Origin of the sequence: Neorhizobium sp. BT27B, from assembly GCF_050455485.1 — a bacterium.
Classification (GTDB): Bacteria; Pseudomonadota; Alphaproteobacteria; order Rhizobiales; family Rhizobiaceae; genus Neorhizobium.
Window position 1 is genome coordinate 380,066 of record NZ_JBCIYT010000006.1, and the last position, 22,676, is coordinate 402,741.

At 61.2% G+C, this 22,676-nt stretch carries 20 protein-coding genes and 1 tRNA gene; 16 read left to right on the plus strand and 5 right to left on the minus strand.

All coding sequences use genetic code 11. The features are described 5' to 3' along the window. Positions 1 to 39: 39 nt before the first annotated feature. On the minus strand, positions 40 to 1,338 hold the full coding sequence (locus tag AAIH70_RS18585) for a hypothetical protein (protein ID WP_132276612.1): 1,299 nt from the start codon (positions 1,336 to 1,338) through the stop codon (positions 40 to 42). 310 nt (positions 1,339 to 1,648) lie between these two features. On the opposite strand from AAIH70_RS18585, the gene AAIH70_RS18590 reads away from it, so the two are divergent. From AAIH70_RS18590 to AAIH70_RS18625, 8 genes are all read left to right on the plus strand, one after another. Beyond that, a tRNA-Thr gene (locus AAIH70_RS18590) sits at positions 1,649 to 1,724 on the plus strand. 183 nt (positions 1,725 to 1,907) lie between these two features. Further along, complete coding sequence (locus AAIH70_RS18595; RefSeq protein WP_132276614.1) at positions 1,908 to 3,824, plus strand: potassium transporter Kup; 1,917 nt, start codon at positions 1,908 to 1,910, stop codon at positions 3,822 to 3,824. 92 nt (positions 3,825 to 3,916) lie between these two features. Further along, positions 3,917 to 4,351, plus strand: a complete 435-nt coding sequence (locus AAIH70_RS18600) for a DUF2231 domain-containing protein (protein WP_132276616.1) — start codon at positions 3,917 to 3,919, stop codon at positions 4,349 to 4,351. Positions 4,352 to 4,354: 3 nt separating this feature from the next. After that, a complete protein-coding gene (locus tag AAIH70_RS18605) occupies positions 4,355 to 5,821 on the plus strand; it encodes a PQQ-dependent sugar dehydrogenase (RefSeq protein ID WP_132276618.1) in 1,467 nt (488 codons plus the stop codon). A 159-nt stretch (positions 5,822 to 5,980) separates the two neighbouring features. Beyond that, positions 5,981 to 7,057, plus strand: coding sequence for an ABC transporter substrate-binding protein (locus AAIH70_RS18610; protein WP_132276620.1), 1,077 nt, complete (start codon positions 5,981 to 5,983; stop codon positions 7,055 to 7,057). A 5-nt stretch (positions 7,058 to 7,062) separates the two neighbouring features. Continuing rightward, positions 7,063 to 8,040, plus strand: coding sequence for a FecCD family ABC transporter permease (locus AAIH70_RS18615; RefSeq protein WP_132276623.1), 978 nt, complete (start codon positions 7,063 to 7,065; stop codon positions 8,038 to 8,040). Next, positions 8,037 to 9,038, plus strand: coding sequence for a FecCD family ABC transporter permease (locus AAIH70_RS18620; protein ID WP_132276625.1), 1,002 nt, complete (start codon positions 8,037 to 8,039; stop codon positions 9,036 to 9,038). The genes AAIH70_RS18615 and AAIH70_RS18620 overlap by 4 nt, the downstream gene beginning before the upstream one ends. Continuing rightward, positions 9,038 to 9,826, plus strand: coding sequence for an ABC transporter ATP-binding protein (locus tag AAIH70_RS18625; protein ID WP_132276627.1), 789 nt, complete (start codon positions 9,038 to 9,040; stop codon positions 9,824 to 9,826). Before AAIH70_RS18620 ends, AAIH70_RS18625 begins: the two co-directional genes overlap by 1 nt. 7 nt (positions 9,827 to 9,833) lie before the next feature. Here AAIH70_RS18625 and AAIH70_RS18630 read toward each other — a convergent pair whose 3' ends face one another. Together AAIH70_RS18630 and ppk2 are read right to left on the minus strand one after the other, a co-directional pair. After that, entirely contained in the window at positions 9,834 to 10,799 is a 966-nt protein-coding gene (locus AAIH70_RS18630) for a siderophore-interacting protein (protein ID WP_132276629.1), read from the minus strand. Positions 10,800 to 10,901: 102 nt separating this feature from the next. Then, on the minus strand, positions 10,902 to 11,777 hold the full coding sequence (gene ppk2 / locus AAIH70_RS18635) for a polyphosphate kinase 2 (RefSeq protein ID WP_132276631.1): 876 nt from the start codon (positions 11,775 to 11,777) through the stop codon (positions 10,902 to 10,904). A gap of 255 nt (positions 11,778 to 12,032) precedes the next feature. On the opposite strand from ppk2, the gene phoR reads away from it, so the two are divergent. The 7 genes from phoR (at position 12,033) to phoB (ending at position 19,794) form a co-directional block, all read left to right on the plus strand. Further along, positions 12,033 to 13,268, plus strand: coding sequence for a phosphate regulon sensor histidine kinase PhoR (gene phoR / locus AAIH70_RS18640; protein WP_430035100.1), 1,236 nt, complete (start codon positions 12,033 to 12,035; stop codon positions 13,266 to 13,268). 193 nt (positions 13,269 to 13,461) lie between these two features. Beyond that, positions 13,462 to 14,496, plus strand: coding sequence for a substrate-binding domain-containing protein (locus tag AAIH70_RS18645; RefSeq protein WP_132276633.1), 1,035 nt, complete (start codon positions 13,462 to 13,464; stop codon positions 14,494 to 14,496). A gap of 197 nt (positions 14,497 to 14,693) precedes the next feature. After that, on the plus strand, positions 14,694 to 16,178 hold the full coding sequence (gene pstC, locus AAIH70_RS18650; RefSeq protein ID WP_132276635.1) for a phosphate ABC transporter permease subunit PstC: 1,485 nt from the start codon (positions 14,694 to 14,696) through the stop codon (positions 16,176 to 16,178). Continuing rightward, positions 16,175 to 17,491 (plus strand): phosphate ABC transporter permease PstA, encoded by a 1,317-nt coding sequence (pstA, locus tag AAIH70_RS18655; protein ID WP_132276637.1) that lies wholly within the window; start codon positions 16,175 to 16,177, stop codon positions 17,489 to 17,491. The genes pstC and pstA overlap by 4 nt, the downstream gene beginning before the upstream one ends. 13 nt (positions 17,492 to 17,504) lie before the next feature. Continuing rightward, positions 17,505 to 18,320 carry a phosphate ABC transporter ATP-binding protein PstB gene (gene pstB, locus AAIH70_RS18660; RefSeq protein ID WP_132276638.1) on the plus strand — a complete coding sequence of 272 codons (816 nt, stop codon included), beginning with the start codon at positions 17,505 to 17,507 and terminating at the stop codon, positions 18,318 to 18,320. A 52-nt stretch (positions 18,321 to 18,372) separates the two neighbouring features. Further along, a complete protein-coding gene (phoU, locus tag AAIH70_RS18665; protein ID WP_132276639.1) occupies positions 18,373 to 19,086 on the plus strand; it encodes a phosphate signaling complex protein PhoU in 714 nt (237 codons plus the stop codon). Positions 19,087 to 19,110: 24 nt separating this feature from the next. Further along, complete coding sequence (gene phoB, locus AAIH70_RS18670; protein WP_132276640.1) at positions 19,111 to 19,794, plus strand: phosphate regulon transcriptional regulator PhoB; 684 nt, start codon at positions 19,111 to 19,113, stop codon at positions 19,792 to 19,794. Positions 19,795 to 19,854: 60 nt separating this feature from the next. Here the strand turns inward: phoB and AAIH70_RS18675 are convergent, their stop codons facing one another. Both AAIH70_RS18675 and AAIH70_RS18680 read right to left on the minus strand, forming a co-directional pair. Beyond that, on the minus strand, positions 19,855 to 20,295 hold the full coding sequence (locus AAIH70_RS18675) for a PACE efflux transporter (RefSeq protein WP_132276641.1): 441 nt from the start codon (positions 20,293 to 20,295) through the stop codon (positions 19,855 to 19,857). Between the two features lie 216 nt (positions 20,296 to 20,511). Then, positions 20,512 to 21,060, minus strand: coding sequence for a GcrA family cell cycle regulator (locus tag AAIH70_RS18680; protein ID WP_132276642.1), 549 nt, complete (start codon positions 21,058 to 21,060; stop codon positions 20,512 to 20,514). 417 nt (positions 21,061 to 21,477) lie between these two features. Here AAIH70_RS18680 and AAIH70_RS18685 point away from each other — a divergent pair, with 417 nt between their 5' ends. Then, the gene (locus AAIH70_RS18685) at positions 21,478 to 22,674 is read left to right on the plus strand and encodes an aspartate aminotransferase family protein (RefSeq protein WP_132276644.1); all 1,197 of its coding nucleotides are present in this window, start codon (positions 21,478 to 21,480) and stop codon (positions 22,672 to 22,674) included. The last annotated feature ends 2 nt before the right edge of the window (positions 22,675 to 22,676 follow it).

A 22,676-nucleotide genomic window follows, 5' to 3' on the forward strand; every position in this document is an offset into this window, starting at 1 on the left:
CGAGGCGGGCTGGCCGCCTCGAAAAACGCAATCAGACAATCATTGTCCCGGCAGGATGCGCATCGAAAACACGTAGATCGGCAGGCGACCGCCCAGCACATCGCTGTTGAGATAGATGCGGCCCGGCCGGTTCGGCGCAAGCGAGCGATCGAAATTCACCCGAAACAGTGCATCGGTCTTTTCCTGCGTGGCGCGGAAACGATGGCGCGAGCAACCGCCAAGGCTGCCGAAATCGCAACGCACGGCCACTTCGACCGAGCGGTCTGCAGCCGTCTGCAATGTCACGGCGACGGTCGATGTCTTGCCAGCCATTTCCCGCAGGATTTCCGGTGGCACTTCGATGGCGACCTCGCCATCCGGGCCGGGTGATTGTGAGGTGATGCGCACGGCCTGTCCACCTGAGGCGTTCACGGCTTCAACTGTCGCGCCGCCGGCCGGAACAACACCCTCCGTACCCTTTGGAATGAAAATCTCTGCCCATTCCTCGGAAAAGCCGCGGCCCGGCTCGAAGCCGGTCGGTGCCTGACTGTTGCCACCGCTGCCGTTGACCGGCGTGCTGGAAAGATCCGGCATGACGATAATGCCGTTCTGGGCGGCCCACCATACGCCCCATCCTGCGCCACCCAATACGATGAGTGGCAGAACCAGACCGGAAATCCAGCGCCGGCGCTTGCGCGGGCGTCCTTCTTTTCCAGCGGCGATATCCAGTCGCGCGGCGCGCGGCGTCTGCGGCTGTGCGGCCACCCGCGCCGGAGCCGCCTGTTTCTTGCTTTGCCACCAGCGGCGCGGGCGTGGCTGCTCGGTCTCGAGCTCCCGCCTTGGGCGCAGTTCCGCAGGTTGCTCGCGACCACCACGACGCGACACGCCGAGATCGCCAAGGCTTCCGGCATCGGATGGAACGGCGGCAGCATTGTCCCGTCGCGGACCTCCAACCAGAAGCGAAAGATCGTCCTGTGCATCCTGCGCAGTGGCGGAGCCGATGATCGGCGCATCATCGCGGTTTTCGGTCCGCTGCGGCGCATCGGCCGGCGGGCGGGCGGGCGGTGCCACGGTGTTGGCACTGGTGTTCGAATTCGGAGCCGGGCTGACCGGTTGAATGGCTGGCGTTTGGGCGCGTTCGATCGCCAGACGCTGGCGTTCTTCGAATTCGATTTCACGAATTTTGGCTTCCAGTCGCTGCCGCTGTGCATCCACGACATCAGGATTGGTCACGTCCTGCTTGCGCAGGCCTGCTTCCAGCGCCTGCCGGGCGGAATGGTAGATGCGCGCCCGGATATCTGCATTGTTTCGTTCGGATTGCGCGAGCGCGTTCCTGATGGCTTTTTCCAAACCGCTCACTGCCGGGCCCTGATATCGATACGTCCGCTCATATTAATCTTTCGGTAGACTTTTAGGGAATGAACTGCAAGTCGTGCATCCTGCAATGCGGTGAATAAGGCCCTGGGTGGGTGGCGAACGAACCACTGCCCTGCGGCAATTGCATGGCCGATTTGTGCGGTGATCCGGCCCTGTCTTGGGCTTTTGGCTGCGGCTGTGGATATCGCGTTGGCGGAAATGCACCGATCGATACAAATCCGTCTTGAAATCCTCTCTCTTTGCCTGTATCAGCCCCTTCACATCGCTGCCGGGTGCTTCCTGGCAAGCGAGGGCCGCTTTAGCTCAGTTGGTAGAGCACGTCATTCGTAATGACGGGGTCAGGTGTTCGAGTCACCTAAGCGGCACCATTTACCCTCCAATGAAAAACAGCTTTTGCACATGCTTTTTGATGTTCATGACAAATGTCATCGCATGCGCGTGCGATGTCTGGCGATAGGATCAAAGTTGAACGAGCGCTGGTTTGCCAACGCCGCATCGATGCCCCATATTCGCCTTCATCTCGCAACGAAGGCCGAGCGCCTGGAGACCCTATGACTGCCTCACATACTGCCGCCCCGGAGGCGACGTCGGAAACCCGCAAGTTCCTCGTCCTCCTGCTCGGGTGCATCGGCGTGGTCTACGGCGATATCGGCACCAGCCCTCTTTATGCCTTCCGCGAAGCGCTGCGACCTTTCGCCAAAAACGGCGCCGTGCACCATGCCGAAGTCATCGGCATGATCTCGCTGATGGTATGGACGCTGACCATCCTCGTCACGTTCAAATACGTGCTTTTCCTGCTGCGTGCCGATAACGACGGCGAAGGCGGCACGCTGTCGCTTCTGGCGCTGTTGATGAAAAAGACCGGCAGCTACACGCCGGTCCTGTTTTTCGCCGGTCTCATCGGTTCGGCGCTGTTCATCGGCGACGCCATGATCACCCCGGCACTGTCGGTCATGTCGGCGCTCGAAGGCCTGAAACTGGTGACGCCCGCTTTCGACGGTTATGTTCTGCCCATGGCTGCCGCCGTCATGGTCGGCGTTTTTGCGGTTCAGTCCAAGGGTACGGCTGCCGTCTCCAATTTTTTCGGGCCGATTACCGTCCTCTGGTTCCTCGTCATGGCCTGGGGCGGCATCATCCATATCGGCGATGACTGGACCATCCTTAAGGCGCTAAACCCGATCAACGCTTTGTGGTTCATCACCCATGCCGGCACGGTCGGTTTCATCATTCTCGGCGCCGTCTTCCTGACGGTCACCGGTGCCGAAGCGCTCTATGCCGACCTCGGCCACTTCGGCCGCAAGCCGATCCAGACCGCATGGTTCATCCTGGTTTTCCCGGCGCTGGCACTGAACTATCTGGGGCAGGGCGCGCTTGTGCTCACCGATCCGTCTGCCATCGCCAATCCGTTTTACCTGATGTACCCCGATTGGGCGCTGCTGCCGGTCGTCATCCTCGCCACAATGGCCACCATCATCGCCAGCCAGGCGGTCATCACCGGTGCGTTTTCGCTTGCCCGCCAGGCCGTCCATCTCGGTTTTCTGCCGCGTCTCGCCATCAAGTTCACGTCGGAAACGAATACCGGGCAGATCTATGTGCCGGCGGTCAATGGCATCCTGTTCATTGGCGTCATCATCCTGATCTTCTCGTTCGGCGATTCCGAATCGCTGGCCACCGCCTATGGCATCTCGGTCACGGGTGCCATGGTGGTGACGACACTGATGTCGTTCCAGTTCCTGCGCTCGGTGCGTGGATACAAGGCCATCACCGCAGCACTTCTGCTGTTGCCGCTCTTCATAATCGAAGCCGTCTTCCTTGCCGCCAACCTGCTGAAAATCCATGATGGTGGCTGGGTGCCGGTCGTGCTGGCGCTTGCCATCATGTTGATCATGTGGACCTGGACCAAGGGTTCGAAATACCTGAAGGAGAAAACGGCGCGAAACGACATCCCGCTCGAAACCTTCATCAAGTCGGTGGAAAGCTCGATCGATCGTGAATCCGATCACGCGCCGGTTACCGTGCCGGGCACCGCGGTTTTCCTCACCAGCGTACCGGATCGCACGCCGGGCGTGCTGCTGCACAACATCAAGCACAATCACGTCCTGCACGACCAGAACGTCATCCTCACAGTATGGACGCAGGACAAGCCCTATGTGCCTGATAGCGAGCGTGTGGAGATGCATCGCCTGTCGAAACGCTTCGTCCGCCTCGACATCACCTTCGGCTTCATGGATGAGCCCAATGTCACCAAGGCGCTGACGCTCTGCAAGAAAAAGGGTTTCAAGTTCGAGATCATGCAGACCTCGTTCTATCTCGGCCGCCGCAACCTTATCAGCACGCCGAATACCGGTTTGTCGGGCTGGCAGGAGCATCTTTATATCGGTCTTGCCGATTTCAGCATCGACCCGTCGGCCTATTTCAAGCTGCCGCCGAACCGCGTTGTCGAACTGGGAGAACAGGTGGCGATCTGACGCCACCTCATCCTGCCGGAATACCATTGGAACAAATCGGCCTTTCCGGGTGTTGCCTGCTCATCTGAAGCTCGTCCACCCGGGAGCCCTCGATGAGCACTTCCCCGTCCGCCCGAGATTCCGCCGCTTATCCCTATCAGGCGGTATTCATTCCCTTTCCCTTCGTCTGCTTCACGCTGACGCTGTTCACCGATCTCGCCTATTGGCAGACGGCCAATCTTATGTGGACGAATTTTTCCGCATGGCTGCTGTTTGCCGGCCTGATTTTCGGCGCGATCGGCCTGCTCGCCGGCTTGGCCGATCTGGTGCGGTCACGAACCCGGCCGCTGCGCCCCGGTTTTCTGGTCATTCTGCTGTATCTCGTCATCCTGGCGCTGGCGATCTTCAACAGCCTGCTGCATGCCGGCGATGGCTGGACGGCGATCGTGCCTTACGGCCTTGCCACTTCCGCCGTCACCTTCGTGCTGATGATTTTCACGGCAGCGCTGTCGTCCCGCAAATATGCCCGGCTGGCCTGGAGGATCTGACCCATGAACAAGCGTCTCGCTTATACCGTCGTCCTGTCCGCCTCGCTCGGTCTTGCCCTTTCCGCCTGCAGCGACAGCAATGACAATTTCGATACGGCCCAGCAGGTCGGCCCCGATCCCGTCCTGCCCGAGCCGATTTCGCTGCTGCTGCCGGATCTGAAGGTAGCCGAAGTGATCGGCTGGAAGGACAATGAAACCCCCGCCGTTGCCGACGGGCTGAAGGTCACGGCCTATGCCAAGGATCTCGTTAATCCGCGCACGGTGCACACCCTGCCGAATGGCGATGTGCTGGTGGTGCAGTCGCGCGGGCCGGAAGGCAAGCCGCTGTCGCGACCCAAGGACTATATCCGCGGTTTCATCATGTCGATGGCAAGCGGTGGCGGCGGTTCTCCGCCGCCCAGCAATCTCATCACCCTGCTGCGTGATACCAATCGCGATGGCACCGTCGATGAGCGCCACGATCTGCTGAAGGACCTGCATTCGCCCTTCGGGCTCGCCTGGATCGACAACACGCTGTATGTCGCCGCCGCCGATGCCATTGTCGCTTATCCTTACGAACTGGGGCAGACGGCGATTTCCGGTGACCCGCGCGTGCTGACGCCGCTGCCCGGCGGCCCGCTCAATCACCACTGGACCAAGGATCTGGCACTCAGCCCCGATGGCCGCATGCTGTATGTCTCGGTCGGTTCCAATTCCAACGCCGCCGAAAACGGGCTGGAAGCCGAAAAGGGCCGTGCCGCCATCTGGCAGGTGGATCGCCAGACGGGTGCCGCCCGCGTTTTCGCATCCGGTTTGCGCAATCCGAACGGCCTGACCTTCAATCCCGAGACGGGCGCGCTCTGGACCGTCGTCAACGAACGCGACGAACTCGGCCCCAATCTCGTGCCCGACTACATGACCTCCGTGAAGGAAGGTGCCTTTTACGGCTGGCCGTGGAGTTATTACGGCAATCATGTCGATGCCCGCGTCTATCCGCCACGGCCCGACATGGTCGAGCGCGCCATCAAACCGGACTATGCGTTGTCTAGCCACGTTGCCGCGCTCGGCCTGACATTCACGCAAGGGGCGGCCATGCCGGATGCCTATGCGGCGGGCGCCTTTGTCGGCCAGCGCGGCAGCTGGAACCGCCGCGCCTTCAACGGCTATAAGGTCGTCTACATACCGTTTGAAAACGGCATGCCGAACGGCAAGCCGCAGGATATCGTGACCGGTTTCCTGCAGAACGAACAGGCGCGTGGCCGCCCGGTCGGTCTCGGCATCGATGGAACCGGTGCGCTGCTGGTTGCGGACGATGCCGGCAACACGGTCTGGCGGGTCGCGGCCGCCGACGGCAAGGTGACACCGCAGCCGGTTGGCACCGATCAGGTTTCGCCTGTCCAGCAGACGGCGGCGCCAGCGCAAGCCAGCCCGCCGCCGGCATCGGGAACGGCCCCGTCGCCGACGGAAATCGCCCCCGCCACGCAGCCGTGAAAAGTATCGGTCCGGAAGTGGATAATTTTTATCCACATAAGTGATCCAATGGGCTATTGGGGGAGTGCGCAGGCATTCCCCCAACGCATGTTCGGTGTTATCTGCGAACCCAGCGGGTCTTCCTGGCCTGCAAAATGCAGATAAATGCAGGACCTGAACATGGCACATGTCCGACGCCCATCCGCGGATGAAACCGACCGTTTGCTGAACCCTTCGCGACGCCAATTGTTGACGGGGATAGCCACCGGTCTCTCGGCCCCGGCACTGCTCGGCACCGGGGTCCTGTCGATGACGGCATCTAAGGCGCGCGCGGCCGACGACAGTCTTCTGTTCAAGCATGTCTATGGCGACGTCACCCTGGAACAGCCGGCAAGCCGCGTTGTTTCGCTCGGTTTCACAACGCAGGATTCGCTGCTGGCGCTCGGCACGCCGCCGGTTGGCATTCGCGAATGGTTCGGCGCTCGCCCATACGCCGTCTGGCCCTGGGCGGAGAGCTATCTGGGCGATGCCAAGCCCACCGTCATCTCCGGCGAAGTCTCCATCGAGATCGTCGCCTCGCTGCAGCCGGACCTGATCATCGGTGTCGGCTCCGGCATCTCCAAGGCCGAATACGACGTGCTGTCGCAGGTGGCGCCGGTGCTGATGCAGCCCGTCGACAATCCGTCCTATGGCACCCGTTGGGATATCCAGACGGAAATGTTCGGCCGCGCGCTCGGCAAGGTCGAAAAGGCCAATGAGCTGATCGCCAGAAACAGGGCACTGTTTGCCGCCGTTCGTGAGCGTCATCTGGATTGGGCCGGCAAGACAGCCGTCTGCGCCTACAATTTCAGCGGCGAGACCGGTGCCTTCATCGGCTCCGACACACGCGCCACCTTCATGGCCGAGCTCGGCTTCAAGCCCACGGAAAAGCTGGTCGGCCTGAAGACTGCGCAGGGTTTTTACGCACCGCAATCGCCGGAGGATCTGTCGGCGCTTGATGCAGACCTGCTGGTCTGGATCTCGTCCTTCGATACCGTGCCGGATATTGTCGCTCTTCCCATGCGCAAGACCTTGAAGGCGCACAGGCAAGGTCGCGAAGTCTTGGCAGGCGCGCTGATTGCCGGCGCACTTTCCTTCGGCAGCGTGCTGTCCCTGCCTTTTGCGCTCGGTGAGCTGGAAGGGGATATCGCGCTGGCGCTCGACGGCGATCCGGCAACGACGGTGCCGTCCAGCGTCAAGGCGGGTCTGGCTCCGTGAGGGCTATGATCGTTGCAGTTCTGGCGCTTGTTTTCGCCGCGGCACTGACATTGACAGTCGGTGTTCGCGATGGCGGCTTTGCGCTGCTCTTTCAGGCACTGACCGCATTCGATCCCACCGATCCGGCCCATATCGCAATCCAGTCGATCCGCATGCCACGCCTGATCGCTGGCCTGATCGCCGGCGCCGCACTCGGCATGGCCGGCACGATCATGCAGGCCATCACCCGCAATCCGCTCGCCGATCCCGGCATTTTGGGTATCAATGCGGGTGCGGCCTTCGCCGTCGTCATCGGTTCGCTGATTGCAGGCCGCGCCGATAACGGCCTGATGGCGGCACTTGCCTTTCCCGGCGCTGCCGCCGCTGCCATTGCCGTCTTCGCATTGGGCGGCGGGTTGAAGGGAGACGCCGGCCCGGTGCGCCTGACGCTGGCCGGTGTCGCGCTCAGCGCCATGCTGCTCTCTTTTGTCTCGGCCATCATTCTTGCCCGCAACGAGGCGCTGGAAGTGTTTCGCTTCTGGGTCACCGGATCGCTGGCGCAGGCCGGCATGCGGCCGCTTGGTTATATGGCCATTGCCGCCGTGCTCGGCGCTGGCCTTGCCATCGCCATCGCGCCGCGCATCGAAGCCTTGTCGTTGGGGTCTGCGCTTGCCCGCGGGCTTGGCACCAATCCCGGCCGCATCCAGCTCGGCGCGCTTGTGGCGGTCACGGCGCTGACCGGCGCGGCCGTCGGCGTTGCCGGGCCGATCGCTTTCCTCGGGCTGCTCGTGCCGCGCCTTGCGCGCCGTGTCGGCGGCCATGTTCTGCGCCGCGAACTGATTGCTGCTGCCATTCTGGGTGCCACGATCCTGCTGTTTGCCGATACGATCGGCCGCATCCTCATCCCGCCGGCCGAAATCCGCGTCGGCACCATGACGGCGCTGATCGGTGCACCGATCTTCATCTGGATGGCGCGCCGTCTGCGCGCGGGGGCGGGCGCATGACCAGCGGCATGACAAGGGGTCTCAAGGGTGGTCTCATCCTGGCGGTCGCATTGCTGGTCGCCATCGTGCTGTCGCTGATGATCGGCCAGATCCGGCTGTCGGCGTTCGATCTCTGGAATGGCCTTCTGACCGGCAAGGGGCCGGGCGCGCTGACCCTGCGGGTGCTGCGGGGGCCGGGCATTGCCACCGCCATCGGTGCCGGTGCGGCGCTTGGCGCATCGGGGGCGATCTTCCAGATCCTGCTGCGCAATCCGCTGGCCGCGCCGGATATCATGGGTTTCACCTCGGGTGCCGGCCTTGCCGTTGTCTGTGGTGTTCTGGCCGGCACCACCCTGCCCATGCCGCTTCTGTCCGCCGCCGGTGGTCTGGCTGCGGCCTGCGCGGTTGCCATTATGGCAATCAAGCGTGATGGAACGCAGGTGCCGATCACCCTCATTCTCGTCGGTCTTGGCATCGGTTTTCTCACCACCGCGGCCCACAGTTTCATCGTCACTCGCCTGCCGCCCGAACAGGCGGCCGAAGCGCAGCGCTGGCTGACCGGATCGCTCGCCGCCCGCGACTGGGGCCATGCGGGCCAAGTGTTTGGCTGCGGCGCGGTGCTGGCCGTCATCCTTGCCATTCAGGTGCGCGCGCTCGGCCTTCTCGAACTCGGCGATGATCTCGCAACCGGTCTTGGCCTGAAAAGCAACCGGGCGCGTCTGAAACTCGCCGGTACCGGCGTGCTTCTGGCCGCAACCGGCGTGGCCGTCGCCGGCCCCATTCCCTTCATCGCGCTGATGGCCGGGCCGCTCGGCATGCGCATCACCGGCGCCACCCAGCCTGGCGGTCGCATCCTGTCGGCTGCCGTCACCGGCGCCATCATCACGGTTCTGGCGGATCTGGCGGCACGGTCCATCGTGCCGGGTCTGCAACTGCCCGCCGGCGTCATGACCGGCATTTTTGGGGCGCCTTATCTGCTGTGGCTTCTGTCGCGCGAAATGGACGCCGGAGATATCTGATGACACATTCGAACGACAACGCGCTGAAAGCGGAAAACCTCACGATCGGTTACGGTGAGAGAACCGTCATCGACAACCTGTCGCTGAATTTCCCGAGCGGCCGCATGACTGCCATTCTCGGCCCCAATGGTTGCGGAAAATCCACGCTGCTGCGCGCACTCGCCCGCCTGATCACACCGGCAAAGGGCAGCGTCAGGCTGGGTGGCGACGATATCTTTTCGATGGACACGCGCGCACTTGCCCGCCGCCTCGCAATCCTGCCGCAGGCCTCCAAGGCGCCGGAAGGCATCACTGTTGCCGATCTGGTCCGCCGTGGCCGAACACCCTGGCGCGGCCTGTTCTCGGCCTGGAGCGAAGCCGATGCGGCAGCCGTCGAGCGCGCGTTGAAGGAAGTCGGGCTGACGGACATGTCGGAGCGGCCGATCGACCAGCTGTCCGGCGGCCAGCGCCAGCGCGCCTGGATCGCGCTCGTTCTGGCGCAGGATACGCCCTGCCTGCTGCTGGATGAACCCACCACATGGCTCGATCTCACCCACCAGATCGAGGTCCTGTCACTGGTGCGCGAGCGTAATCGCAGTCAGGGTGTGACCGTTGTCACCGTGCTGCACGATCTCAATCTGGCAGCACGGTTTTACGATACGCTGGTTCTGCTCGGCCCGAACGGCATGGTCGCGGCCGGTTCGCCGCAGGATGTGTTGACGGAAGAAAATCTGACGACCGGTTTTGGCCTCTCGGCCATGGTCGTACCTGACCCGATCACCGGCACGCCGATGGTCGTGCCGCGCTAAGCGGTATTCAGCTCCAGTAGGAAACCGCGGTAAAATCGCGTTTGCCGAAACCGCGGGCCAGAAGGCAGGTGCGAGCGGCCTTGGCGGCATCGCAATGGCCGGCAAACCACACGTGGCAGGTGGAAGGCGTTTCGCAGCATTCCAGTGCTTCCACGAGGTTATCTACCGGCACGACACGGTCGTCGCTGGCAAGCTCGCAGAGATTTTCCTTCGAAACCTGCAGATAGGCTTTCACCTTGCCGGGCGCGACCGCCAGCATGCGGGAAATCGCCGGCATTGCCGTTTCATCGCCGAACAGCAGCAATTCCGAGGCTTCGGGGCATCCGCCGCCGCCCGGTCCCATTAGGCCGACCGTCTCGCCGACAGGGTTGCTTTCCGCCCAGTCCGAGGTCGGGCTGCCCTGATGGCGGAAAATATCAAATTCCAGCCAGTTATCCTCGGCTGCGATGGTCGTATAGACCGGCTTGTGCAGAGCGTCCTCGCCCTCCGGCCACACGGTGCGGCCGTTGGCGGCGGTGCGCGGCCAGATGGGCGCGCGGCCACGCGGGCCGATGAGAATGCGGAAATGCAGGCTGCCGGTCGCGAAACGAGCCGCGTCGGAACCTTCAAGGCGAACCCGCAGATAACCCGGCGAGCGGCGCGAAACCGACACCACTGTCATCAGCGACAGGCCCGGCGCCAACGCACCTTCGTCGACCTTGTCCCACTGGATCGACAGGCCGCTGCCCTCGAGCATCTCCGTCACGCTGTCCTGCAGCGTCCGCAAAAGCCGTTCTTCCGGTGAGGTCAGCTTGAAGGTGCCGCCTTCGCCTTCAAGGCAAAGGCTGGCTCTGGAATTCCACACGCAGAGCGATGTCGAAACGCCATCATCCTCGAGGGTCATGTCCCAGAGCGTGGCGCGTGCCTTCAGCGCTTCCAGTGCTGCCGCACCGTTTGTGACGATGCGGCCTTCGGTCTTGTATGTCGCTGCCATGGTCTCTGCCCGCAGTGTCCGTTGCAGGCTTCATGCACATTCATGACTGTAAATGTCAAGAATGCACCTGATCACATCGAACACAAGCGGATCAGAAAACGATCAACGCAGCATTTTGGGGCCACCCAAAATCTTGTCGTCGATCTCGCCGATCGCCTCGAGGTCACGGCCGACATAATCGATGGAGGTGAGGATATGCCGCAGCACGTTGATGCGTGCCCGCCGCTTGTCGTTGGAGAGAACGACGGTCCACGGGCTGTCGTCCTTGTGGGTCTTGTCCAGCATGACGTCGCGCTTGGCGGTATAGTCGTCCCATTTGGGCAGGCCGGCAATGTCCATCGGCGACAGTTTCCATGTCTTCAACGGATCATGGCGGCGATCGTGAAAGCGCTTCAGCTGCATCTCATGGCCGATATCCAGCCAGAACTTGAAGAAATGAATGCCGTCATCGACGATCATTTGCTCGATGTAAGGCACTGTTTTCATGAAGTCGCGATACTGCTCGATCGTGCAGAAGCCCATGACCGGCTCGACCACGGCGCGGTTATACCAGGAGCGGTCGAACAGGGTGATTTCGCCGGCACTCGGGAAATGCGTCACGTAACGTTGAAAATACCACTGTCCCGCCTCGCGTTCGGTCGGCTTGGCCAGCGCCACGATATGGGCGGAACGCGGGTTGAGATAGGAGTGCAGGTTGAAGATCGTACCACCCTTGCCGGCAGCGTCGCGTCCTTCGAACAGCGCCATCAGCCGCTTGCCGGTGGATTGCAGCGAATATTGCAGCTTGACCATCTCGACTTGCAGCGCATGCATCTGCTTGTCGTATTTTTCGCGGTTGAGCTTGTCCTCGTAAGGGAAGTCGCCGGAGGCGAGCGCCTTTTCCTCCACCCAGTCGGGCAGGTCGGGATCGTCGATGTTGAAGATCCGCTTCTTGCCCTTGATATCGAGTTCGACTGCGCGGCTCTGGTCAATGTCCATCTATGGCATCCTCCTGGCATATGGTCCGTAAAAACAAAGCTAGTGCAGTCGGCGGCGCAAAGCCAGTTGGCAAAGCACACAGGGCAATTCATCGTTCTGTTGCAAAGCTGTGCAAAAGCACTTGGCAGTCGTCGGTCGATGCATATCTGTCATGATAGCGCTATAAAACCGCGGGTTATCGTTTTGACTGTGGTGATTTGGAGCGCGCGTATGAGCGTGGTGGAAGCGGTGCAAAAAGACAGCAGGCAGACAGGCATGCGAATGGCTTCCCGGTTCCGGCGCGGCTGGCCGATTTTTGTAGTGGCGACGCTTCTGGCGATCATCGCCTGGTTTTCGCAGGCCGATGGCCTGATGGTCGCTGCCGGCTGGGCGTTGATCGTTCTGTCCATCTTCGCCATCCGCTTCGGGTCCTCGGCGGTCGCTAATGCACCGGCAAAAGAAGAGGTCGCCGAAGAAACGGATGCGCAGCCGCTTGCCGAAATCGTGACCGCCTACAACGCGCTCGATATCCCGATCCTCATTCTGTCCAGCGATGCAACGGTGCTTTTCCACAATCCGGCTGCCGAAAAGGCGCTGGGCGAGTTCGAGGTCGGATCGCATCTGTCGGCGCGCCTGCGTTCACCCGGCATTCTCGACATGGTGCGCGAAACGGTGGCGACCGGCGAGCCGAACCAGATGGAGCATTCCGAGCGGCTGCCATCCGAGCGGGTCTATATTCTGCGCATCGCACCGGTCATGGAAGAGGGGGCACCTGTCGGTGCCGCGCGTCTTTATGTTCTCTCCTTCCGTGACATTTCCGAACTGCGCCGCCTCGACCGCATGCGCTCCGACTTTGTCGCCAATGCCAGCCATGAGCTGCGAACGCCGCTCGCGTCCCTGCGCGGGTTTATCGAGACCATCCAGGGGCCGGCCAAGGGTGACGCCAAGGCGCAGGAAAAATTCCTCGGTATCATGCTCGATCAGGCAACGCGCATGAGCCGGCTTGTCGATGATCTGCTGTCACTGTCGCGGCTCGAGCTGAAATCCCATATCGCGCCGGATCAGCGTGTCGATCTGCTGCCGCTTGTCTGCCATGTGCGCGATGCGCTTCAGCCGCTGGCGACCGATCTCGGTGTCGATATCCGCATGCACATGCCGGAAGGCAAGGTCGAGGTGACCGGCGACCGGGACGAACTCGTGCAGGTCGTGGAAAATCTTATCGAGAACGCCTGCAAATACGGGCAGGAGGGTGAGATCGTCGATGTCTATCTCACCAAGCAGGAAGGTCAGCCGGTCGAATTCAGCGTTGTCGACCGCGGGCCGGGCATCCCGGCAGAGCATGTGCCGCGTCTCACCGAGCGTTTTTATCGCGTCAGTGTTGCCGATAGTCGGTCGAAAAAAGGCACCGGTTTGGGGCTCGCCATCGTCAAGCATATTCTCACGCGCCACCGTGCACGGCTGATCGTGAAGTCCGAAATCGGAAAGGGAACCACGTTTACCGTGCGTTTTTGACATAAAACCCGGATGTGAGATTCACACGGTAAAAATAACGAAATAAAATCAGGTAGATAAACTGTCACAATTGTTTCATCGAAGTGACATAAAAGCTGAGGCCAAGGGCAGCTAAGACGTGGCTGTCGAATGCCGGGAAGCGCGAAAATACCGGCTCCAAACGCTTTTACAAACCCATACCGGGAGAACATCGATGAACATGTTGAAACTTTCCGCAGCAGCCCTGGTGGCTTCTGTTGCCTTCGCTGGTGCAGCTGCTGCCCGCGATCAGGTTCAGATCGCCGGCTCCTCCACCGTTCTTCCTTACGCGAAGATCGTTGCCGAGACGTTTGCTGAAACCTTCCCGAACTTCAAGGCTCCGGTCGTTGAATCCGGCGGCACCGGCGGCGGTCTGAAGGCATTCTGCTCGGGCGTCGGTGAAGGCACGATCGACATTGCCAACGCTTCGCGCAAGATCAACAAGAGCGAAGCTGAAGCCTGCAAGGCTGCCGGCGTCAACGACGTTCAGGAGGTCCGCATCGGTTACGACGGCATCGTATTTGCCGCTGACTCGTCCAACGGCGACATGAAGATCGAGCCGAAGGACCTCTACAAGGCTCTGGCCGCTGAAGTCATCGTTGATGGCAAGCTGGTTGCCAACCCTTACAAGAACTGGTCGGACATCAACGCTACCCTGCCGAAGGGCCCGATCGCTGCCTACATCCCGGGTTCCAAGCACGGCACCCGCGAAGTCTTCGAAGAGAAGATCATGGCTGAAGGCTGCAAGGAAGCCGGCGCCACCGACGTCATCAAGGCTGCCATCACCGATGCCAAGCAGGCTGCCGCCAAGTGCGTAGCAGTTCGCAAGGACGGCGTTGCTGTCGACATCGACGGTGACTACACCGAGACGCTCGCTCGTATCGCTGCCAACAAGACCGGCCTCGGCGTCTTCGGTCTGGCCTTCTACGAAAACAACAAGGACAAGCTGAAGGTTGCGACCGTATCGGGCGTTTCTGCTTCGACCGACACGATCTCTTCCGGCAAGTATCCGGTTTCCCGCCCGCTGTACTTCTACGTGAAGAAGGCTCACCTGGGCGTTATCCCGGGCCTGAAGGAATACGTCGAGTTCTTCATCTCCGACGACATGGTTGGCCCGGACAGCCCGCTGGCTGAATACGGCCTGGTTGCTGCTCCGGACGATCAGCGCGAAGCAGTCCGCAAGGACTTCGCAGCCGGCAAGACCATGTAATCAATGACCCGGCGCCGCCCTTCAAAGGCGGCGCCGACTTTTTTCTTCTTCTTTTGGCCTTTCGGTCGCCCGGTCAGGGGCGGCCTGTAGCGGACCCGCAGTTGTGGCTGCGTTGAGTAACCGCGAATAAATCGGTTCCGATGATTGGGATTGTGCGGTAATGCGTGCCGCCGATGGCGGTAGGCCGGGGGATACTAATGAGCACACCATTGATTTTGTTGGCCTTGGCGATCATTGCCATTGCCTGTTATGTCGCCGGGACACGGCGCGCTCTGGCAATTGCCGGCGGCTTGTCCTCCAATCTGCATTCCCGTCAGGGTTATTACGGCAGTTTTGTCGCCATCTGTGCCACGGTGCCGGCGGCGATCGTTCTTGCCGTCTGGCTGATTGCCAGCCCTTTCTACATCAATTCGACGGTCATGAGCGGCTTCCCTGAAGAGGTGAAGACGCAGAGTGAAGCGCAGCAGGGCCTCAGCTTCGGCATGGTCGGCGGGCTTGCTCGCGGCATGGATGTGCTGACACTCGAGGAAATCGACGCTGTCAGCGCCAATCCGGCCGAACTTCGTAGCCTGCTCGGCACCAAGGGTGTCGCGCTTGCCGGTGATCCTGAGCCGTGGATGGTCGTGTCCGCCGGCGATCTCAACGCCATGCAGAAGATCAGCAGCCGCATCATGACGGCAGTCGTGCTGATCATCGCGCTTGCTGGTGCCGGTCTCTCCTATGTCCGCATCGCGCCGCGCTTTCGCGCCCGCAACCGGGTCGAAAAGGTCATTCTTTCCGCTCTGGTCCTCGCATCGTCGATCGCCATCGTCACCACGATCGGCATCGTCATGTCGATGCTGACCGAAGCCACGCACTTCTTCGGCCGCGTGTCGCCCTGGGAATTCTTCTTCGGCACCGTCTGGGATCCGCGCTTTGCTGCGGCCGGCGCAACCGCTTCGGAAGGCCAGTTCGGTCTTATCCCGCTTCTCGCCGGCACGCTTTATATCGGCTTCGTCGCCATGCTTGTCGCCGTCCCGGTCGGCCTGTTCTCCGCCATCTATATGTCGGAATACGCCTCTCCGAGAGTGCGCTCCATCGCCAAGCCGCTGCTCGAAGTCCTGGCCGGCATCCCGACCATCGTTTACGGCTTCTTCGCGCTCACCTCGGTCGGTCCGTTCCTGCGTGACATCTCGGCGCAGCTGAGCGGGCTTACCACCGGTGAATACGCCAACTTCATTCAGGCGCAGAGCGTTCTGACCGCCGGTTTCGTGATGGGCATCATGCTGATCCCTTACGTCTCCTCGCTGTCGGACGATATCATCACCGCGGTGCCGCGTGCCCTGCGTGACGGTTCGCTCGGTCTCGGCGCCACCAAGTCGGAAACCATCAAGAAGGTCGTCATGCCGGCAGCTCTGCCGGGTGTGGTCGGTGCTCTCCTGATGACCGCCTCGCGCGCCATCGGCGAAACCATGATTGTGGTGCTTGCCGCCGGTGTTGCCGCCCGCATGCAGCTCAATCCTTTCGAGCCGATGACCACCGTGACGGTCAAGATCGTCAGCCAGCTGACGGGCGACCTTGAATTCACCTCGCCGCAGACGCTGGTTGCCTTCGCACTTGGCATCACGCTGTTTGCGATCACGCTTTGCCTCAACATCTACGCGCTCTTCATTGTGCGCAAATACCGGGAGCAGTACGAATGACCGACGTGGTTTCTTCCCCCGCCGGCGTGCTTGCAAAGCCCGCCCGCCGCGATATCGGCATCAAGCGCCGCTACGCCGCCGAACGCCGCTTCCGCGCCTATGGCATCGCCGCCCTGTCCTTCGGGCTTCTGTTCCTGGCACTGCTTCTGTGGTCGGTCGTTTCCAAGGGTTACACCGCCTTCCAGCAGACGATGATCACCGTTCCGGTCGAATTCTCCGAACAGGTCATCGACAAGGATAACGAGCGCGCTACCGATCCGCAGAAGCTGATGACGGCAAACTATCCGATCATCGCCCGCAATGCGGTGGCCAAGGCACTCGGCGTTGCCGAAAGCAACACGGCCGATCTGCGTGCCGTCAACCAGATGATTTCGAACAGCGTCCGCAGCCAGCTGCGCGACATGGTCGTCGCCAACCCGCAAATCATCGGCACCACCCAGACGGTGTCGCTGCTTGCAGCCGGTGATATCGACAGCGCCTGGAAGGGCCAGATCAATCTCGACGTGTCGGAAGACAACCGCAAGGTTTCCGACAAGCAGGTTGGCTGGATGAACCAGCTGGCTGAAGCCGGCGCGCTCGCCAAGCACTTCAACGGCGGCATCTTCTTCAACGGCGCATCCAGCCGTCCGGAAGCAGCCGGCGTCGGCGTCGCCCTGATCGGCTCGTTCTACATGATGCTGATCGTGCTGGTCCTGTCGCTGCCGATCGGTGTTGCCGCCTCGATCTATCTTGAGGAATTCGCTCCGAAGAACAGGCTGACCGACCTGATCGAGGTGAACATCAACAACCTCGCGGCCGTTCCGTCGATCGTCTACGGTTTGCTCGGTCTGGCTGTGTTCGTCAACTTCATGGGCCTGCCGCGCTCGGCCTCGCTGGTCGGCGGTCTGGTTCTGACCCTGATGACGCTGCCGACCATCATCATCGCCACCCGCGCGGCATTGAAGGCGGTTCCGCCGTCGATCCGTGCGGCCGCACTCGGCCTCGGCGCTTCGAAGATGCAGACCATCTTCCACCACGTCCTGCCGCTTGCCATGCCGGGCATTCTGACCGGCACCATCATCGGCCTGGCGCACGCGCTTGGCGAAACCGCGCCGCTTCTTCTGATCGGCATGGTCGCCTTCGTCGCCAACTATCCGACCACTCCCATGGATCCGTCCACGGCCCTGCCGGTGCAGATCTACATGTGGGCCAACGAGGCGGAACGCGCCTTCGTCGAAAGAACCTCGGGAGCAATCATTATCCTGCTCCTGTTCCTCATTGTCATGAACGTCGGTGCGATCCTGTTGCGCCGCCGCTTCGAACGGCGCTGGTAGAAGGAGCTCTGTTATGAACATGATGTCTGAAGCAGCAGTGGAAAAGGCGCTAGACAAGAAGATGACTGACATGTCCTACAAGATGATCGGCAACGACGTATCCGTCTATTACGGCGAGAAACGCGCCCTGTTCGACGTCAACCTCAACGTTCGCGAAAACACCGTCACGGCGCTTATCGGCCCGTCCGGTTGCGGCAAGTCGACCTTCCTGCGCACGCTGAACCGCATGAACGACACGATCGAGGGTTGCCGCGTCACCGGCAAGATCACGCTCGACAACGACGATATCTACGACAAGGAAATCGACGTCGTGGAACTGCGTGCCCGCGTCGGCATGGTGTTCCAGAAGCCGAACCCGTTCCCGAAGTCGATTTATGAAAACATCGCCTACGGTCCGCGCATCCATGGTCTTGCCCGCAACAAGGCGGACATGGACCAGATCGTTGAAGCCAGCCTTCAGCGCGCGGGTCTCTGGACCGAAGTCAAGGATCGTCTGCATGAAGGCGGCACCGGCTTGTCCGGTGGTCAGCAGCAGCGTCTGTGCATCGCCCGCGCCGTCGCCGTTTCGCCGGAAGTCATCCTGATGGATGAACCCTGTTCGGCGCTCGATCCGATCGCAACCGCCAAGGTCGAGGAACTGATCCACGAACTGCGCGCCAATTACACGATCGTCATCGTCACGCACTCGATGCAGCAGGCGGCCCGCGTGTCGCAGCGCACCGCCATGTTCCACCTTGGCCAGCTGGTCGAGGAAAACGACACCGACAAGATGTTCACCAATCCCGATGACCAGCGCACGCAGGATTACATCATGGGCCGCTTCGGCTGATCCGGGTCTTTGACCCGAATTGCCTGAACCGCAGACATCAAGGATCAGAAAAATGGTTTCGACCCATATTCTTTCGGCCTACGACGAAGAGCTGAAATATTTGAACCGCCGCATTTCCGAAATGGGCGGCCTGGCTGAGCAGATGTGCGGCGATGCCGTGCGCGCGCTCGTCAATTCCGACACGGCGCTGGCCCAGAAGATCATTTCCGACGACGTCATCCTCGATCACGCCGAGCGCGAGATCCAGGACAAGGCGATCGTCACCATTGCCAAGCGTCAGCCGATGGCGGCCGACCTTCGCGAAATCATCGGCACGCTGCGCATCGCAGCAGACCTTGAGCGCGTCGGCGATCTTGGCAAGAACACTGCCAAGCGCGTCATCGCCGTGCAGGGCACCGGCGTTCCGCGCAAGCTGGCCCGTGGCCTGGAGCATCTCTCGGATCTCGCCCTCGTGCAGCTCAAGGACGTTCTCGACGTGTTTGCCAGCCGCTCGGCTGAAAAGGCGGAAATCATCCGTGCCCGCGACGAGGAAATCGACGCGATGTACACGTCGCTGTTCCGCGAACTCCTGACCTACATGATGGAAGATCCGCGCAACATCACCACCTGCACGCATCTCCTGTTCTGCGCCAAGAACATCGAGCGCATCGGCGACCACGCCACCAACATCGCCGAGACCATCTATTACATCAAGACCGGTGCCCAGCTTGAAGGCGAACGCCCGAAGGACGATACGGCAAACACGGTTGGTGCACTCGTCGAGTGACGGGTGAAACGGAGCAGATAAGACATGCTACCCAAGATCGCGGTCGTTGAAGACGAAGAAGCACTGAGCGTGCTTCTTCGCTACAATCTCGAAGCCGAAGGATATGAGGTCGAAACCGTTTTGCGCGGTGACGAGGCCGAAATCCGACTTCAGGAACGCGTTCCTGACCTTCTCATCCTCGACTGGATGCTGCCGGGCGTTTCCGGCATCGAACTGTGCCGGCGCCTGCGCATGCGGCCGGAGACCGAACGTCTGCCGATCATCATGCTGACGGCACGCGGCGAGGAAAGCGAACGTGTTCGCGGTCTGGCGACGGGCGCAGACGATTATGTCGTAAAACCGTTTTCCACGCCGGAACTGATGGCCCGCGTCAAGGCTATGCTGCGCCGAGCCAAGCCGGAAGTTCTCTCCAGCGTGCTGAAATGCGGTGATATCGAGCTTGATCGCGAGACACACCGTGTTCACCGCAAGAGCCGCGAAGTGCGCCTCGGCCCGACCGAGTTCCGCCTTCTGGAATTCCTTATGGTCTCGCCGGGCCGCGTGTTTTCGCGCTCGCAGCTGCTGGATGGCGTCTGGGGCCATGACATCTATGTGGATGAGCGTACCGTCGACGTGCATGTCGGACGCCTGCGCAAGGCCCTGAACTTTTCCAACATGCAGGATGTCATCCGCACCGTTCGCGGCGCGGGTTATTCGATGGAAGCCTGATCGGTTTCACCTGCTCACAATGAAAATGGCCCGGATGTGTCTCGCATCCGGGCCATTTTTTTATTCTGCTGGTGCCTGCGCCTCGCGCCATTCCGGCAGCGGAAAGATCCGGTCATATGCCATGTTGAAGAGGAAGGCGTAGACCAGGTAGAAGGTCGCGAACGAGATATCCATCACCAGCGCCTGCCAGAGCGTCACGCCCAGATACCAGGCGATGAACGGCAGGAGTGCGACCAGCAGGCCAAACTCGAACAGCACGGTATGGGCCACGCGCAGAGGCATGGTTTTCAGAGTGCTGCCGCGAAACTTCTGCATCAGGTGGTCGAAGCCGAGATTGTAGATGTAGTTCCAGGCCGTCGCGACAGTTGCCGAGACGATGCCGACGACACCGACATGTTCCACCGGAAGATGGAAAACGAAGGACGCGAGCGGAGTGAAAAGCGCAAGCCCGATGATTTCAAAGCTGAGTGCGTGGCGAATACGGTCGCGCGTCGTGCGCATGGTCAACCCCTTGGGTTTTGGCCGGGTCGTCCCGGTGTGTCAGCCCAGTTCGGGGGAGGTCGTCCTCGCGACCCGTAAATAGGTTTTCGGGAGACGATAGGCAAGCCGCCAGATGGCAAAGCTGCTATGCATATAGGCAATTGCCGGATCCGTAGGCGCAAAAAAGCGGGCCAGAAGCCCGCTTTCGATCTCGTCCTCGTGTGGTCTTGCCGGCTTTTACGAAGCGCGGGCAACAGCCTTGTTGCGGCGCTCGTTGACCGGCTGGTAGGCCATGCGGCCGTGGTACTTGCAGTAAGGCGAGTTGTCCGGGGATTCTGCGCCGCAGAAGTGGAAATCGTCCTTCAGCGGATCGCCCATCGGCCACTTGCAGGTGCGCTCTGTCAGTTCCGTCAGCGCCAGCTTACGGTTGATCGGAACGACGATGTTGCCGGCAGGCTTGTAGACGGCGACTTCCTGCGTCGCGTCCATTTCCATCTCTTCGCGCACTGCGTTGGCGCCGGCCGGGCGCTGAACGGTGCGGGTCTGCGGGCGTGCTGCAAAATTGCTCTGCGGGCGCGGTGCGGAAGCCGCGACGCGCTTTGCCGGACGCGCTGCAGCGCTGGTGCTGCCGCCGGCTTTCGCTCGGCCCGGCAGGTTCAGGCGGTGGACTTTGCCAATCACCGCGTTACGGCTTACGCCTCCAAGTTGAGCGGCAATCTGGCTGGCGCTCAAACCTTCGGCCCATAATTTCGTCAGGCGCTCGACGCGCTCGTCAGTCCAGTTCATGCTATCTCTCCGCCGTGAGTGCCGAACGTGGCTTGAATCGGTCACCGCTCCGGCAAATAAATTTGCCGGAAGACACTACATCTATACTTTTGGTGACTAAGTCCGCCGCATGCAGCCTAGTAATTGACGATTAACCTAGTGTGGGGCTGACTCCGTGGCAAGAGTCGGGCGAATCACCGCGAATCGATTTCCGTGTTTTCCCCAACTTGCTGTCCGGGAGAGTCATAATTGTCACAGCTTCCGGGCGAGTAACGGTCGCGCGCAATAAAGCTGTTTTCAGGGCATTGGAAGCTGTTTTGTTGACAGCACACAGCGAAATGCCGATAGTGCCGACGCCGCCTGTCAAGGCGGCATTTTCAATTTTGGCGACACCCGTCGCCACCTGATTTCGATCAGTTTAAAGGAGTGAATGTCGCCATGTCTGAAACCGCGCTTTTCGACACGTTTGCCCGGGCTCCGCTGCGTTTTGAACGCGGCGAAGGCGTTTGGCTTGTGACGGAACGCGGCGAGCGATATCTCGATTTTGGCGCCGGCGTTGCGGTCACCTCCTGCGGTCACGCAAATCCGCATCTGGTCGAGGCGCTGAAGGCTCAGGCGGAAAAGGTCTGGCACCTGTCCAACCTCTATGAAATTCCGGAGCAGGAGCGTCTCGCCCGCCGGTTGACAGAAGCGACTTTCGCGGACAAGGCATTCTTCACCAACTCAGGCGCGGAAGCGCTGGAATGCGCCATCAAGACGGCGCGCCGTTACCACTATTCCAAGGGCCATCCTGAGAAATTCCATATCATCACCTTCGAAGGTGCCTTCCACGGCCGCACGATCGCGACGATCGCTGCCGGTGGTCAGGAAAAATACATGGAAGGTTTTGGTCCCAAGGCTCAAGGGTTCGATCAGGTGCCGTTCGGCGATCTCGACGCGCTCAATGCCGCCATCAATGAAAATACCGGCGCTCTGCTGATCGAGCCGATCCAGGGTGAGGGCGGCGTGCGCCCGGTCACCAAGGAATTCATGCGCGAGCTGCGCCGGATCTGCGACGAAAAGGGCCTGCTGCTGATCCTCGACGAGGTTCAGACCGGCGTCGGCCGTACCGGCAAGCTGTTTGCCCATGAATGGGCGGGCATCACCCCCGACATCATGGCGATCGCAAAGGGCATTGGCGGCGGCTTTCCGTTCGGCGCCTGCCTTGCAACGGCAGAGGCCGCATCCGGCATGAAGCCCGGCATCCACGGCACCACCTATGGCGGCAATCCGCTGGCCATGGCCTGCGGTAATGCCGTGCTCGACATCGTGCTGGCCGAGGGTTTCCTTGAAAACGTCCGCGATGTCGCGCTCGTCTTCCGTCAGGGTCTTGCGGCTTTGAAGGATCGCTTCCCGGAAGTGATCGAGGATATTCGCGGCGAAGGGCTTCTGCTCGGCATCAAGGCCAAGGTTCCTGTCGGCGATCTCGTCGTCGGCATGCGCAACGAACACATGCTGGCTGTGCCGGCTGGCGACAACGTCGTCCGTCTGTTGCCGCCGCTTGTCGTCACCGCGGAGGAAGCCCGCGAAGGCCTGGCCCGCATCGAACGGGCCGCGGAAGCACTTACCGCTGAACAGTTGAAAAAATCCGCCTGAGG

What these genes read in the sequence shown, in the direction of transcription:
- AAIH70_RS18595 (WP_132276614.1), top strand. Translation starts at nt 1,908, where the DNA reads ATGACTGCCTCACATACTGCCGCCCCGGAGGCGACGTCGGAAACCCGC.
- AAIH70_RS18600 (WP_132276616.1), top strand. Translation starts at nt 3,917, where the DNA reads ATGAGCACTTCCCCGTCCGCCCGAGATTCCGCCGCTTATCCCTATCAG.
- AAIH70_RS18605 (WP_132276618.1), top strand. Translation starts at nt 4,355, where the DNA reads ATGAACAAGCGTCTCGCTTATACCGTCGTCCTGTCCGCCTCGCTCGGT.
- AAIH70_RS18610 (WP_132276620.1), top strand. Translation starts at nt 5,981, where the DNA reads ATGGCACATGTCCGACGCCCATCCGCGGATGAAACCGACCGTTTGCTG.
- AAIH70_RS18615 (WP_132276623.1), top strand. Translation starts at nt 7,063, where the DNA reads ATGATCGTTGCAGTTCTGGCGCTTGTTTTCGCCGCGGCACTGACATTG.
- AAIH70_RS18620 (WP_132276625.1), top strand. Translation starts at nt 8,037, where the DNA reads ATGACCAGCGGCATGACAAGGGGTCTCAAGGGTGGTCTCATCCTGGCG.
- AAIH70_RS18625 (WP_132276627.1), top strand. Translation starts at nt 9,038, where the DNA reads ATGACACATTCGAACGACAACGCGCTGAAAGCGGAAAACCTCACGATC.
- AAIH70_RS18630 (WP_132276629.1), bottom strand. Translation starts at nt 10,799, where the DNA reads ATGGCAGCGACATACAAGACCGAAGGCCGCATCGTCACAAACGGTGCG.
- ppk2 (WP_132276631.1), bottom strand. Translation starts at nt 11,777, where the DNA reads ATGGACATTGACCAGAGCCGCGCAGTCGAACTCGATATCAAGGGCAAG.
- phoR (WP_430035100.1), top strand. Translation starts at nt 12,033, where the DNA reads ATGCGAATGGCTTCCCGGTTCCGGCGCGGCTGGCCGATTTTTGTAGTG.
- AAIH70_RS18645 (WP_132276633.1), top strand. Translation starts at nt 13,462, where the DNA reads ATGAACATGTTGAAACTTTCCGCAGCAGCCCTGGTGGCTTCTGTTGCC.
- pstC (WP_132276635.1), top strand. Translation starts at nt 14,694, where the DNA reads ATGAGCACACCATTGATTTTGTTGGCCTTGGCGATCATTGCCATTGCC.
- pstA (WP_132276637.1), top strand. Translation starts at nt 16,175, where the DNA reads ATGACCGACGTGGTTTCTTCCCCCGCCGGCGTGCTTGCAAAGCCCGCC.
- pstB (WP_132276638.1), top strand. Translation starts at nt 17,505, where the DNA reads ATGAACATGATGTCTGAAGCAGCAGTGGAAAAGGCGCTAGACAAGAAG.
- phoU (WP_132276639.1), top strand. Translation starts at nt 18,373, where the DNA reads ATGGTTTCGACCCATATTCTTTCGGCCTACGACGAAGAGCTGAAATAT.
- phoB (WP_132276640.1), top strand. Translation starts at nt 19,111, where the DNA reads ATGCTACCCAAGATCGCGGTCGTTGAAGACGAAGAAGCACTGAGCGTG.
- AAIH70_RS18675 (WP_132276641.1), bottom strand. Translation starts at nt 20,295, where the DNA reads ATGCGCACGACGCGCGACCGTATTCGCCACGCACTCAGCTTTGAAATC.
- AAIH70_RS18680 (WP_132276642.1), bottom strand. Translation starts at nt 21,060, where the DNA reads ATGAACTGGACTGACGAGCGCGTCGAGCGCCTGACGAAATTATGGGCC.
- AAIH70_RS18685 (WP_132276644.1), top strand. Translation starts at nt 21,478, where the DNA reads ATGTCTGAAACCGCGCTTTTCGACACGTTTGCCCGGGCTCCGCTGCGT.